The sequence below is a fragment of the Curtobacterium phoenicis genome (assembly GCF_047238015.1).
Lineage (GTDB): Bacteria > Actinomycetota > Actinomycetes > Actinomycetales > Microbacteriaceae > Curtobacterium.
Window position 1 is genome coordinate 1,394,469 of sequence record NZ_JBDFLZ010000002.1, and the last position, 13,357, is coordinate 1,407,825.

Sequence of the window (13,357 nt, forward strand, 5' to 3'; positions counted from 1 at the left end):
CCGAGACCCCGCCCGTCAGCGGTCTGTGCCCGTGGCTCAGGCGTCCGCCGCCTGGACCCGGAGCGCTCGCTCGGTGCCCGCGAGGTTCTCGGTCACGATGCGACGGAGCGCCGGCGTCTCCGGGTTGGCCTCGAGCCACGCCCGCGCGGCGTCCCGCAGCTCGACCGAGGCGAGCGGCGCCGGGTAGAGCCCGGTGACGATCGTGTCGGCCATGTGGTAGCTGCGCTCGGCCCAGATGCGGGTGAGGACGTCGAAGTACTTCGGCACGAGGCCCTCGAGCACGACGGGGCTGTTCACGTGCTGGTAGCCCACCGTCGTCTGCCGGACGATCGCGTTCGGCAGCGCGTCCGAGTCGACGAGCGACGAGAACGCGGCGAGCTTGCCCTCGGCCGTCGGGATCGCCGCACGGGCACGCGCGGCGGCCTGCTCGCCCGACGCGGTCTTGTCGGCAGCGAGCTCGGTGTCGACGTCCGACCCGTCCGCGGCGCCGGCGAGCACGAGGCCCTCGAGCAGCTCCCAGCGGAGGTCGGTGTCGATCTCGAGCCCGTCGAGCGTGACCGAGCCGTCGCGGAGCCCCTGCAGGGTCGCCACGTGCTCCGGGGTCGACGGGATCTGCGCGAAGAACTTCACGAACTGGAACTGTGCGTCGGAGCCCGCCTCGGCCTCGGTCGCGAGGGTCCAGAGCGCGTCGCCCACCTGCCGGATCGTCGCCTCGGACTTCGCCGGTGCGACGTAGTTCCGCGCGGTGAGCAGCAACTGCGACAGCGTGGTGCGGATCGTCGTGGACTCGGTCTCGGTGGCGATGTTGCCGAGCACGAGCCGTACGTAGTCGCTCGCGGGGGCCTCGGCGTCGCGGGTGGCGTCCCAGATGGCGCCCCACACGATCGAGCGGGCGAGCGGATTCGCGATGTCGGCGAGGTGCGCGATCGCGGTCTGGCGCGACTGCTCGTCGAGGCGGATCTTCGCGTAGGCGAGGTCGTCGTCGTTGAGCAGCACGAGGTCGCCGCGGTGGACGCCCACGAGCTCGGGCACCTCGGTGCGGGCGCCGTCGACGTCGATCTCGACCCGGTGGGTACGCTCGAGCTTGCCGCCCTCGGCCGCCGTGTAGACGCCGATCGCCAGGCGGTGCGGGCGGAGCGTCGGGTACTCGGTCGGGGCTTCCTGCAGGACCGCGAACGACGTGATCGTCCCGTCCGCGTCGACGTCGAACTCCGGGCGGAGGGTGTTCACGCCGGCCGTCTCGAGCCAGAGCTTCGACCACTCGGACAGGTCGCGGCCGCTGGTGGCCTCGAGCTCGACGAGCAGGTCGCGCAGCTCGGTGTTCGAGTGGTGGTGCTTCTTGAAGTACGCGGAGACGCCCGCGAAGAACGCGTCGATGCCGACCCACGCGACGAGCTGCTTGAGGACCGAGCCGCCCTTGGCGTACGTGATGCCGTCGAAGTTGACCTGGACGTCCTCGAGGTCGTTGATCGTCGCGACGATCGGGTGCGTCGAGGGCAGCTGGTCCTGCCGGTACGCCCACGACTTCTCCATCGCCTGGAACGTCGTCCACGCCTCGGTCCACTCGGTGGCCTCGGCAGTCGCGATGGTCGATGCCCACTCGGCGAAGGACTCGTTGAGCCAGAGGTCGTTCCACCACTTCATCGTGACGAGGTCGCCGAACCACATGTGCGCGAGCTCGTGCAGGATCGTGACGACCCGGCGCTCCTTGATGGCGTCGGTGACCTTCGAGCGGAACACGTAGGTCTCGGTGAAGGTCACCGCGCCCGCGTTCTCCATGGCGCCGGCGTTGAACTCCGGCACGAAGAGCTGGTCGTACTTCTCGAACGGGTACGGGACGTCGAACTTCTCCTCGTAGTAGGCGAAGCCCTTCTTGGTGATGTCGAACACGTACTCCGGGTCGAGGTACTCGGCGAGGGACTTCCGCGCGAAGACGCCGAGCGGGATCGTCCGGCCGTCGCGGCTGGTCAGCTCGTCGCGCACGACCTCGTACGGGCCGGCGATCAGCGCGGTGATGTAGCTCGAGATCGTCGCGGTCGGGGCGAACGACCACGTCGCGACGTCGCCGTCGACGTGCGGCTCGGGAGTGGGGGAGTTCGACACGACCTGCCAGCGGGCCGGCGCGGTCACCGTGAAGGAGAACTCGGCCTTGAGGTCGGGCTGCTCGAAGACGGCGAACATGCGCCGCGAGTCCGGGACCTCGAACTGGGAGTACAGGTAGACCTCGTCGTCGACGGGGTCCACGAAGCGGTGCAGCCCCTCGCCCGTGTTCGTGTACAGCGCGTCGGCGACGACGACGAGCTCGTTCTGCTCCTGCAGCCCGTCGAGCTGGATGCGGACACCGTCGTCGACAGCCGCCACGTCGAGCGCGGTGCCGTTCAGGGTGACGGAGTGCACGGTCTTCGTGATCGCGTCGATGAAGGTCGATGCCCCGGCGGTCGCGGTGAACCGCACGCGCGTGGTGCTGCCGAAGGTCTCGGCGCCGCGGGTGAGGTCGAGCTCGACCTCGTACGACTGCACGTCGACGATCGCGGCGCGCTCCTGGGCTTCGATTCGGGTGAGGTTCTCTCCGGGCACGGACGCTCCATTTTCCACTGGGGACGCGGACGGTCGTTGTCCGCGTGCGAGGGGCCCCGGCGCGGCGTCGTGCACCGGCGGGACGGTCGACTCCAGCCTAGCGAGCGCGCGTACGCTCGCATCCGTGACCGACACGACTGTGGACAACCCGACCGAACGCACCGCTGTGGACTTCTGGTTCGACCCGAACTGCCCGTGGGCCTGGATGACGAGCCGCTGGGTCGGCGAGGTCGAACGACAGCGCCCGATCGACGTCACCTGGCACGTGATGAGCCTCTTCGTCCTCAACGAGCACCAGGACGTCCCGGAGCACTACCGCGAGCGCCTCACGGCGGGGCAGGTCTACCCCCGCATCGTCACCGCCGCCCGGCTCCGGCACGGCGATGCGATCGTCAAGCCGCTGTACGACGCGCTCGGCGAGCACATCCACCACCGGCAGGAGAGCGACCCCGAGCAGGTGGTCCCCGCCGTGCTCGCGGAGCTCGACCTCGAGGCCGACCTGGTCGAGTACGCCTGGACCGACGAGGTCGACCAGGCCGTCCGTGCGAGTCACCAGGACGGCATCGACCGCGTCGGCCAGGACGTCGGCACCCCGGTGATCGCCGTCGAGGGCACCGCGTTCTTCGGGCCCGTCATCTCCCCGGCACCGAAGGGCCAGGAGGCGCTCGACCTCTGGGACGGCGTCGTCGCGGTGGCGAAGTACCCCGGGTTCTTCGAGCTCAAGCGCTCGCGGACGGTCGGCCCGATCTTCGACACCACGGACTGAAGCGCGGGGCGGTCGGCCGGGAGGCTCGTCCCGCCCCCGCCCCGCCGCACGCGTGGTGCGGATGGTCGCCGCACAACCGAAGACACCCGGAACCGCGGGAACGTCCGGGTCGATCGGACCCTGGTTGTGCGGGGCAGCCGGCGGCGGCGCGGCAATCGTGACGGCCGGGAGGCGCGGGTCGTCGCCGGCGCGCTGGCACGGCCTCGGCAGGCGGCTAGGACAGCGGCAGCCGCATGAGCGTCAGGTCGAGCCAGCGGTCGAACTTCCGCCCGACCTCCGGCAGGACGCCGACGGTCACGAACCCGAGCCGCTGGTGCAACGCGATCGACCCCGTGTTCGACGAGCAGATCCCCGCCATGAGCACGTGGTGGCCGTCGGTGCGCGCCCGAGCAACGAGCGCGTCCATGAGCACGGTCGCGACGCCACGGCCGCGGAACCGCTCCACCACGTACACGCTGTGCTCGACGGTGTGCCGGTAGCCGGGGTGCGGTCGGAAGCCGCTGTAGCTCGCGTAACCGGCGACGACGCCCTCCACCTCGGCGACGAGCACGGGGAACCCACCCTGCTGCCGCTCGACGAGCCAGGCGTCGAACCACGGGCGCGGGTGCGGTTCGTCCTGCCAGATCGCGGTGGAGTGCAGCACGGCGTCGACGTGCAGCGCGTGCACGACGTCGAGGTCACGTGGCTCGCAGTCGCGCACCGTGACCGGACCCGTCAAGTTCGTCGCATATGCTGTCGCCATGTCTCAGATCGTAGACGACGTCGCGGCGGATGTGGAAACGCCCGACGACGCCGAGCAGCGGCGGCTCGGGGAACGACTCCGCCGACTCCGGACCGAACGGAAGTGGAGCCTCACCGAGCTCGCCGAGGAGTCCGGGGTCTCCCGCGCGATGATCAACCGCGTCGAACGCGGGGTGTCCAGCCCGACGGCCACGATCCTCGGGCGGCTGTCCGGGGCGTTCGGGCTCACGGTCTCGCAGCTCCTCGACGAGAGCCTCGAACACGAGGTGCCCCGGGCGACCGACCCCGACCAGGCGCGCGGTGTCCAGCGCGGCGCGACCGCCGACTCCTGGACCGATCCCGAGACCGGGTACCGACGGCGACCCGTCTCGAGTGCGGACTTCCCCGTGGACGTGACCGAGGTGCGCCTCCCGGCCGGCCGCGAAGTGGCCTACCCGGCGTCCGCGTACGCCTTCCTGCGGCACTGCATCTGGGTGCTCGACGGCACGCTCGAACTCGTCGTCGGCGACGCGGTGACGCGCCTCGGTACGGGGGACCGGATCGAGCTCGGCGAGCCGGCCGACGTCGTCTACCGGAACACCGGCGACGAGCCCACGCGGTACGTCGTGGTCGTGGTCAGGGGGCGGTAGGCGCAGGAATAGGATCGAGGCCATGCGCATCCACCTCGGAACGGACCACGCCGGCCTCGAGTTCAACAAGACCCTCGCCCAGCACCTGACGGAGGCCGGGCACGAGGTGGTGGACCACGGTCCGACCGAGTACGACGCGCTCGACGACTACCCCTCGTTCTGCATCAACGCCGCACACGCCGTGGTGCAGGACCAGCGCGCCGGGGTCGAGGCCCTCGGCGTGGTGTTCGGTGGCTCCGGCAACGGCGAGCAGATCGCCGCGAACAAGGTGGAGGGCATCCGGGCCGCGCTCGTCTGGAACGAGTCGACCGCGCTGCTGGCCCGCCAGCACAACGACGCGAACGTCATCTCGATCGGCGCCCGCCAGCACACCGAGGACGAGGCCATCCGGTTCGTCGACCTCTTCATCGCGGAGCCGTTCTCCGGCGAGGAGCGTCACGCTCGTCGCATCGCGCAGCTGGCGGAGTACGAGACGACGGGGCACATCGCCGGTAAGCAGATCGACGAGTAGGCCGGGTAGACAGGCTCCATGCCCGAGGGTCACTCCGTCCACCGCATCGCCAACCAGTTCACCCGGCACTTCGTCGGCAAGCGCTGCGAGGTGTCGAGTCCGCAGGGGCGGTTCGCCGCGGGAGCGACGAAGCTCGACGGCAAGCGCATGGTCGCGGCCCGGGCCGTCGGCAAGCAGATGTTCCTCGAGTTCGAGGACGACCTGTTCCTCCGCGTCCACCTCGGCCTCTACGGCGCGTGGGACTTCGCGGGCGTGGTCTCCTCGGCCGAGGCCCTGTCCGAGGACGGTGACGGCGAGGAGTCGCTGTCCTCCATCGGTGCGCCGCGGCTCGCGCGGTACCGCATGGCGGAGCAGGAGAAGGCTGAGGACCCGATCGAGTCGTTCCCGCCGGACCCGGTCGGCCAGGTGCGCGTCCGCATCCTCACCGAGGACACCGTCGCCGACCTCCGCGGTCCGACCGCGTGCGTGGTCGAGGATCCGGCAGGCGTCCAGAAGGCACTCGACAAGCTCGGCCCGGACCCGATCAACGACGACGGTCCCGAAGCCGAGAAGACCTTCGTCGAGAACGTCCGGAAGCGTCGCGTCACGATCGGCCAGCTCCTCATGGACCAGTCCGTGGTGAGCGGCATCGGCAACATCTACCGCGCCGAGCTGCTCTTCCGGCAGCGCATCGACCCGTACAAGCCGGGGAACAGGCTCACCGTCAAGCAGGCGAAGGCGCTGTGGCGGGACTGGTCGGTGCTCCTCCACGCCGGCGTCCGTGACGGCCTCATGCTCACGATGGACGGGCTCTCGGAGGCCGACCACGCCAAGGCCGTGCGGTCGCGGAAGGACCGCCACTGGGTGTACCACCGCGAGGGCGAGCCCTGCCGGGTGTGCGGCACCGAGATCAGGATGGCGGACATGGCCGGCCGGAAGCTCTACTGGTGCCCGAAGGACCAGAAGTAGCCCGAGTCCGTCCGCTCACAGGTCGAGGTGGGTGAACCGTCCGGCGATCGCCGTGCCGAGCACCGACATCCCGCGCAGCTCGATCGGTGACGCGGCGAGCGGGTCGGCGGCGAGCAGCACCAGGTCGGCGACGTCGCCGACGGAGACGCCGACCCGGCGGCCCTCGGTCGACCCGCGCCAGGCGGTCGTCGCTGCCAGTCGTTCGGCGGGGTGCCACGGCTCGCGGCCGTCGCGGTCCCGTCCGACCGCCGCGGCCATCGACACCCACGGGTCGAGCGGCGCGACGGGCGCGTCGGAACCGAGCAGGAGCGTCGCCCCCGCACGGTCGAGGGACGCGAACGGGAAGGCCCGGTCGGTCACGCCCGCCCAGTAGCGGTCGGCGATGTCCCGGTCGTCCATGGCGTGCTCGGGCTGGACGGACGCGGCGACCCCGAGGCGCGCGAACCGCTCGACGTCGGCTTCCACGAGGAGTTGCGCGTGCTCGATCGTGCCGCGGGCCCCGACGGCCTCGAACACGTCGAGTGCGAGGGTGTTCGCCCGGTCGCCGATCGCGTGCACCGCGGGCACGAGGCCGGCGTCGACGGCCCGGCGGACCATCGCGACGAGGTCCTCGACGGCGTACGCGAGCATCCCGGACCCGTCCGCCATCGCTGCCGTCCGGGTCCCGAGCGAACCGTCGGTGATGACCTTGAACGGACCCATCCGGACCAGTCCCCTGGTGCCGTCGACGACGTCGCCGGTCCGGAGGCCCCGCGCGATCGCGGCGTCCAGCTCGCCCGGGTAGACGCCGGAGTCGACCCGGAGGCCGTCCGTCCCGGCCCGCACACGACGCGTCCAGCGGTCGATGCCGAACACCATCTCGAGGTCGCGCACGCGCGTCACCCCGCGCGCCGCGGCCGCCTCGACCGCGTCCGCGACGTAGCCGTCGAGCACGTCGTCCGGAACGCGGGAGAGCGCGCCGGTCACGTCGAAGGCGTCCTGCTCGCGCAGGACGCCGTCGTCGCCCACCGGGAGCGGCCGTCCGACGAGCGCGGCGAAGTGCGTCAGCGCGAGGGTGTTGCACCACACGGCGTGCAGGTCGGCGCTGATGACGACGACCGGGAGGCCCGGTGCGGTCTGGTCGAGCAGCTCGCGTCGTGCGGGGCGTGGCCACATCCCGTCGCGGTAGCCGTGACCGACGAGCACACGGTCCGTCACACCGGTCCGCGCGGCGTCCGCCAGGAGGGCCGCGGTCGCCTCGGCGGAGTCGCAGCCGGAGACGTCGATGCGCCGACGCACGAGCGCCCACTGGTCGAAGTGCACGTGGTGGTCGACGAGTCCCGGGCCGAGCCAGGCGCCGGACGCCTCCACGACCTCGCTGTCCGGACCGGAGGGGTCGAGCGTGCCGGCCGGCGCGATCGAGGCGACCCGCCCGTCGACGAGCAGCACGTCGGACGGGGCGCCGGACGTCCCCACCCGCCGGACGGTGCGGAGCAGTGTCTCCGTCACCGCGCCTCCAGCCCGTGTGCCCTGGCCATCTCGTCGGCGAGCGCCGGCGACGCGTAGGGGCCGTCGCCGCGCAGTCCCGCGACGATCCGCTCGACGACCTCGGGTGCCTTGTTCTGCGAGAGCTTGGCGCGGGCGTCGAACCGGGTGACCCGGATGCGGATGCCCACGGTGCCCTTCGCCATGCCGCGTGCGGTCTGCTCGTCGACCTCGAGCGACACCGGCTCCGGCATCACCTGCTCGAAGTGGTCGACGAGCTCGCCGAGGACCCGGAAGTTCTCCTCGTCGGACAGGATCTCCGGCGTGCCCCAGCAGTGGGCGGTCACGTGGTTCCACGTCGGGACGAACTGCTCGGGCGGGTACCAGGCGGGGGAGACGTAGCCGTGCGGGCCCTGGAACACGACGAGCACCTCGTGCTGCCCGAGCTCGTGCGCGACCTCGTCGGGGCGGCCGACGTGGGAGACGAGGACGATCTCGGCCGTTCCGGTGTCGGCGCTCGCCGTCGTGTCGAGCAGCACCGGGTAGTGGGACGCGACGAGTCCGGCGGCGGTGTGCGACACGATCGTCGCCCACGGGTTCTCGGCGATGAGCCGACGGACCTCGGTCACGTCGGTCATCAGGAAGTGGGGAGTGTGCCGCATGGGTCGAGCGTGGCACACCCGGGCACCCACGCGCGACGGGTGTCGTTTCCGCGGTGTTTCAGCGCGGTGAAGGTTTCAGAGATCATTGAAACAAGTCTTGTGGTGGGGATTCCGCCGGCCCTAGCTTCCTCGACAACGACGACCGGGCCGGACCCGGGAGCGGGACCCGAGGAGCACGACATGCGAGGCAGGACGACGATCGCCGCGGTTGCAGCGGCGGCGACGGTGGCACTGGTGGCAGCAGGGTGTTCGGCGGGCAGCACCGCCGACCAGACCTCCGGAGCGGGCGGCAGCCTGGTCTACGCCACGGGTGAGCCCGACCACCTGACCCCCGGACGCCAGACCGTGGCGTTCACGCAGGTGCTCAGCCTGTTCGCGCCGCTCACCGAGACGGACGCGAAGGGCACGCTCCACGACGTCGCCGCGAAGAGCGTCACGTCGAGCGACAACACCACGTGGACGATCACCCTCCGCGACGGCTGGAAGTTCCAGAACGGCGAGGAGGTCACGCCCGAGAGCTACGTCAAGGCGTGGAACCACACCGCCTACGGGCCGAACGCGTGGGAGAACAGCGGCGAGCTCGCCTCGATCGTCGGGTACTCCGACCTCAACCCGTCGTCGGGCACCCCGAAGACGAAGGAGATGTCGGGCCTGAAGGTCACGGGCAAGGACACCTTCACGGTGACCCTCGACCACGCCGACAGCCAGTTCCCGCTCCAGCTCAGCCAGGCGCAGACCGCGTTCTACCCGATGCCCGAGGCCGCCTACGACGACCTCAAGGCCTACGACGCGAAGCCGATCGGCAACGGGCCCTACGAGATGACCGAGAAGTGGAAGGCGAACCAGCCCTTCACCGTCACCGCGTGGAAGGGCTACGAGGGCACGAAGGCGAAGACCAAGGACGTCACCTTCAAGAGCTACTCGGACATGAACACCGCCTACACCGACGTGCTCGCCGGCAACGCGGACGTGCTCTTCCTGCCGGCCGACAAGATGACGAGCGCCGGTTCCGACTTCGGCGACCGACTGCACTCGTTCGACGCCCCCGGCATCGACTACCTCGGCTTCCCGCTCTGGGACGACCGCTACTCGAACCCCGACGTCCGCCGCGCCATCTCGATGTCGATCGACCGCGAGCAGGTGAACAAGGCGATCTACGGCGGCCTGTACGAGCCGGCGACCGCCCTCACGCCGCCGAACATGTCCGGCACGCAGGAGGGCATCTGCGGCGAGGCGTGCGAGTTCTCCCCGTCGAAGGCCAAGGCGCTCCTGAAGGAGGCCGGCGGGTTCGACGGCACGATCACGCTCGTCTACCCGGGTGGCAACGGCCTCGACTCGCTGTACCAGGCCTACGCCAACCAGATCCGCCAGAACCTCGGCGTCGACACGGTCGCGAAGGCCACCACGGACTGGGCGTCGTACTACTCGGAGCTGACCGACAAGAAGATCGAGGGCCCGCACTTCGGCCACTGGGGCGCGCTCTACGCCAGCCAGCAGAACACCCTCCGCGCCCTCTTCACCGCGGCCGGTGGCTGCGCCGCCTGCACCGGCTACTACCAGTCGGACGAGGTCGACCAGCTCCTCGCGAAGGCCGACTCCGCCGGTTCGCAGGCCGAGGCGAACGAGTACTACGCGAAGACGCAGCAGGCGGTCCTGGAGGACTTCCCGGTCGTCCCGACGTTCTTCGACAAGTACGCCTACGTCGTCAGCGACAAGATCGCCTCGCTCCCGGCCGTCGACGGCAGCCCCGTCGTCCCCGGCATCACCGTCAAGTAGGGACCGGCACGACACGATGGACCAGCGCACCGTCCTCCGCCTCGCGGCCGAGGTCCCCGAACGCGACGGCTTCCCGGTCGTCGACGACCTCCACGCCGCGTTCGACGCGCTCGTCGCGGCGCACCCGGGGCAGGTCACGGTCACCCGGATCGGCACCAGCCGCCTCGGGGAACCGCTGCAGAGCTACCGGATCGGTTCCGGGTCGCACGCCGCCGTCGTCGTCGGCGGCGTGCACCCGAACGAACCGATCGGCTCGTGGACGGCCCTGCACCTCGCCACGTGGCTGCTCGAGGACACGGCGACCGCGGCGACGCTCGACACCACGTGGCACATCGTGCCGACGATCGACCCGGACGGCATGCGGCTCAACGAGGCCTGGTTCCACGACCCGCACGACCGGGTGACGTACGCGCGGCACTTCCACCGTCCGGCGCCGGACAGCCAGGTGGAGTGGACGTTCCCGAACAGCTACCGGTCGGTGTACTTCGACCGGGTGCTCCCGGAGACGCTCGCGTTCATGCGGCTCATCGACGACACCCGACCGGACCTGCTCGTCTCGCTGCACAACGGCGAGATGGGCGGCGTCTACTACTACCTGTCCGAGGACCTGCCCGACGTCGTCGACACCCTGCACGCGGTGCCGGCGGCGCTCGGCCTCCCGCTCGACACGGGCGAGCCCGAGTCGCCGCACCTGCGCACGCTCGCCCCGGCGGTGTTCGCGATGGACGGCGTCGAGGTGGCCTACGAGTACCTGGAGAGCCTCGGCGTCGACCCCCGCGAGCACATCCACGGCGGATCGAGCGCCGCCTGGGCAGCACGGCACGGGACCCTGTGCATGGTGGCGGAGCTGCCCTACTGGAGTCACCCCGACGCCGACGACCAGTCCCCGACCGAGGAGTCCTACGCGGACCTCCTCCGCCGCTGCGCCGACGCCCTGGGCGGTTCCGGGGCCGAGCTGCAGGCGATCCTCGACGAGGCGTCCCCGATGCTCACGATCGACTCGCCGTTCCTCGAGGCCTCGCGCGCCTTCGTCCCGATGCTCGCCGGGACGGCTGCCACCGACCGGGCCCGCGCCGACCGGGAACCCGCGGACCGGACGGCGACGGTCGCCGAGCGGTTCGGGCGCGAGGACCTGGTCCGCTGCTTCCGGCTCCGCTACGGCGGGATGCTGCTCCGTGCGCTCGAGGCCGAGACGGTCGCGGGGACCGCGCCGGCGCCGCTCCGGCGGCTGCGCGACCGCCTCGCCGAGCGCTACGCGACCTGGCAGGCCGACGAGGCGACCGGAGCCGAGCCGATCCCGATCAGCAAGCTGGTCGGGGTGCAGTTCGGCGCGATCCTCGCCTGCGCGGTCCACGTGTCGGAGCCCACCCGCGCCTCCCGTCCGACCCTGGTCGCGGCGACCGGGCCGGGAGGCGCGTGATGCGCCCGGCGGTCACCGTCGCCCGCCGACTCGGCGGCCTGGTCGTCGTGTTCCTCGGCGTGACCTTCCTCATCTACGCGATGACCTTCGCGCTGCCGGGCGATCCGATCAAGGCGCTCGGCGGGGACCGGCCGCTCACCGACGCCGTCGTCCGAGCGCTCCGTGCCGAGTACCACCTCGACCAGCCGCTGTGGCTGCAGTACCTGCAGTACCTCGGCGGGCTGTTCCGCGGCGACTTCGGCACCGACTTCAGCGGGCAGTCCGTCGGCGCACAGATGGCGGCCCGGTGGCCCGTGACCATCACGCTCGCGCTGACCGCCTGGGCGATCGAGATCCTGCTCGGCATCGGGCTCGGCGTGCTGTCGGCCCTCAGGCGCGGCACCGTCCTCGACAAGACGGTCCTGGTCGGCACGATCGTGGTCGGGGCGGTCCCCGTGTTCGTGCTCGGTGTGGCTCTGCAGCTGGTGTTCTCGGTGCGCCTGCACTGGTTCCCGGTCGCCGGCGCCACCGCGGGCTGGCCCACCGCCTACGTCCTGCCGGCCTTCGTGGTCGCGCTGTTCGGGCTCGCCGCGGTGTCACGGCTGACCCGCACGTCGATGATCGAGACGCTCGACGCCGACTTCGTCCGCACCGCTCGGGCGAAGGGACTCGCGCCGGGTCGTGTCGTCGGCGTGCACGTGATGCGGAACTCGCTCATCCCCACGGCGACGTACCTCGCCACCGACCTCGGCTACCTGATGGGCGGCACCGTGATCGTCGAGGGGATCTTCAACCTCCCCGGTGTCGGCAACCTGCTGTTCCAGGGGATCCGGTCGCACGAGGGGGCGGTCGTCGTCGGCATCTCGACCGCCCTCATCCTGGTGTTCCTCGTCACGAGCGTGCTCGTCGACCTGCTGCACGCCGCACTCGACCCGCGCGTCCGGACCGGAGCCGCAGCATGACCACCTCCGACATCGGCGCCACCGTCGAACCGTCCGTCGTCACCCGGCGGCGCCCCCTCCGCGCGGCGGTCCGCAAGCCCGGCTTCTGGTTGCCGGCGGGCGTCCTCGTCGTCGTCCTGCTCGTCGCGGTCTTCCCGTCGTTCTTCGCCGGGTTCTTCGGGCACGGCGACCCCCGCGCGTGCGACCTCGGCCGGAGCGGCGCCCCAGCGCGCGCCGGCCACCCCTTCGGCTACGACCTGCAGGGCTGCGACGTCTACGCGAACGTGGTCTTCGGCACGCGGTCGTCGATCGCGGTCGCGCTGCTCACCACCGTGCTCGCGGGCATCGTGGCACTGGTCGTCGGGACCGTCGCCGGGATGGTCGGCGGGTGGGTCGACGCCGTGCTCGCCCGCCTGACCGACGTGTTCCTCGGGTTCCCGTTCCTCCTCGGCGCCGTCGTCGTCCTGAACAGCGTCGGCGAACGCTCGGTGCTGACGGTCTCGCTCGTGCTCGCCCTGTTCGGCTGGCCGACGATGGCACGGCTCGTCCGCTCCAGCGTGCGGAGCGTCCGGAACGCCGAGTTCGTCCTCGCTGCACGGACGATGGGGCTCTCCACCTGGCGCATCACGACGCGCTACGTGCTGCCGTCCTCGGTCTCGCCGCTGCTCGTCCTCGCGACCATCACCGTCGGCGGGGTGATCGTGTCGGAGTCGTCCCTGACGTACCTCGGCATCGGGCTCGAGAGCCCGGCCATCTCCTGGGGGCTCCAGCTGTCCGCCGCCACCTCCCAGTTCCTCCGTGCACCGCACATGCTCATCGCGCCCGCCGCGTTCCTCGCGATCACCGTGCTGTCGGTGATCGCGCTCGGGGACACGCTGCGCGCTGCGCTCGACCCGCGACGACGCTGACGTCAGACTCGTGACCACCGCCCCTCCGAAAGGAC

General features: G+C 71.1%; 12 protein-coding genes. 8 read left to right on the top strand and 4 right to left on the bottom strand.

Going from position 1 to position 13,357, the window contains the following annotated elements:
* Positions 1-36: 36 nt before the first annotated feature.
* On the bottom strand, positions 37-2,577 hold the full coding sequence (gene pepN, locus ABC270_RS06905; protein WP_412880103.1) for an aminopeptidase N: 2,541 nt from the start codon (positions 2,575-2,577) through the stop codon (positions 37-39).
* A gap of 124 nt (positions 2,578-2,701) precedes the next feature.
* Here pepN and ABC270_RS06910 point away from each other — a divergent pair, with 124 nt between their 5' ends.
* Complete coding sequence (locus tag ABC270_RS06910; protein WP_412880104.1) at positions 2,702-3,343, top strand: mycothiol-dependent nitroreductase Rv2466c family protein; 642 nt, start codon at positions 2,702-2,704, stop codon at positions 3,341-3,343.
* Positions 3,344-3,557: 214 nt separating this feature from the next.
* Here the strand turns inward: ABC270_RS06910 and ABC270_RS06915 are convergent, their stop codons facing one another.
* Positions 3,558-4,085 (bottom strand): GNAT family N-acetyltransferase, encoded by a 528-nt coding sequence (locus tag ABC270_RS06915; protein ID WP_412880105.1) that lies wholly within the window; start codon positions 4,083-4,085, stop codon positions 3,558-3,560.
* Between ABC270_RS06915 and ABC270_RS06920 the strand changes: the two genes are divergently transcribed.
* From ABC270_RS06920 to ABC270_RS06930, 3 genes are read left to right on the top strand one after another with little or no spacing between them, the layout of a single operon-like run.
* Entirely contained in the window at positions 4,084-4,713 is a 630-nt protein-coding gene (locus ABC270_RS06920) for a helix-turn-helix domain-containing protein (protein ID WP_412880106.1), read from the top strand. The two genes, ABC270_RS06915 and ABC270_RS06920, sit on opposite strands and share 2 nt — an antisense overlap.
* A gap of 22 nt (positions 4,714-4,735) precedes the next feature.
* A complete protein-coding gene (locus tag ABC270_RS06925) occupies positions 4,736-5,224 on the top strand; it encodes a ribose-5-phosphate isomerase (protein ID WP_412880107.1) in 489 nt (162 codons plus the stop codon).
* A gap of 18 nt (positions 5,225-5,242) precedes the next feature.
* Positions 5,243-6,172 carry an Fpg/Nei family DNA glycosylase gene (locus tag ABC270_RS06930; protein ID WP_412880108.1) on the top strand — a complete coding sequence of 310 codons (930 nt, stop codon included), beginning with the start codon at positions 5,243-5,245 and terminating at the stop codon, positions 6,170-6,172.
* 15 nt (positions 6,173-6,187) lie between these two features.
* On the opposite strand, the gene ABC270_RS06935 is transcribed toward ABC270_RS06930, so the two are convergent.
* Entirely contained in the window at positions 6,188-7,660 is a 1,473-nt protein-coding gene (locus ABC270_RS06935) for an amidohydrolase (RefSeq protein WP_412880109.1), read from the bottom strand.
* Entirely contained in the window at positions 7,657-8,298 is a 642-nt protein-coding gene (locus ABC270_RS06940; RefSeq protein WP_412880110.1) for an FMN-binding negative transcriptional regulator, read from the bottom strand. The genes ABC270_RS06935 and ABC270_RS06940 overlap by 4 nt, the downstream gene beginning before the upstream one ends.
* Positions 8,299-8,478: 180 nt before the next feature.
* Between ABC270_RS06940 and ABC270_RS06945 the strand changes: the two genes are divergently transcribed.
* The 4 genes from ABC270_RS06945 to ABC270_RS06960 are packed head-to-tail and all read left to right on the top strand — an operon-like array spanning position 8,479 to position 13,322.
* Positions 8,479-10,074: a peptide ABC transporter substrate-binding protein gene (locus ABC270_RS06945; RefSeq protein WP_412880111.1), complete on the top strand. Its 1,596-nt coding sequence runs from the start codon at positions 8,479-8,481 to the stop codon at positions 10,072-10,074.
* Between the two features lie 16 nt (positions 10,075-10,090).
* Entirely contained in the window at positions 10,091-11,494 is a 1,404-nt protein-coding gene (locus tag ABC270_RS06950) for a M14 family zinc carboxypeptidase (protein WP_412880112.1), read from the top strand.
* Positions 11,494-12,435 carry an ABC transporter permease gene (locus ABC270_RS06955; protein WP_412880113.1) on the top strand — a complete coding sequence of 314 codons (942 nt, stop codon included), beginning with the start codon at positions 11,494-11,496 and terminating at the stop codon, positions 12,433-12,435. Before ABC270_RS06950 ends, ABC270_RS06955 begins: the two co-directional genes overlap by 1 nt.
* Positions 12,432-13,322: an ABC transporter permease gene (locus tag ABC270_RS06960; RefSeq protein WP_412880114.1), complete on the top strand. Its 891-nt coding sequence runs from the start codon at positions 12,432-12,434 to the stop codon at positions 13,320-13,322. The genes ABC270_RS06955 and ABC270_RS06960 overlap by 4 nt, the downstream gene beginning before the upstream one ends.
* The last annotated feature ends 35 nt before the right edge of the window (positions 13,323-13,357 follow it).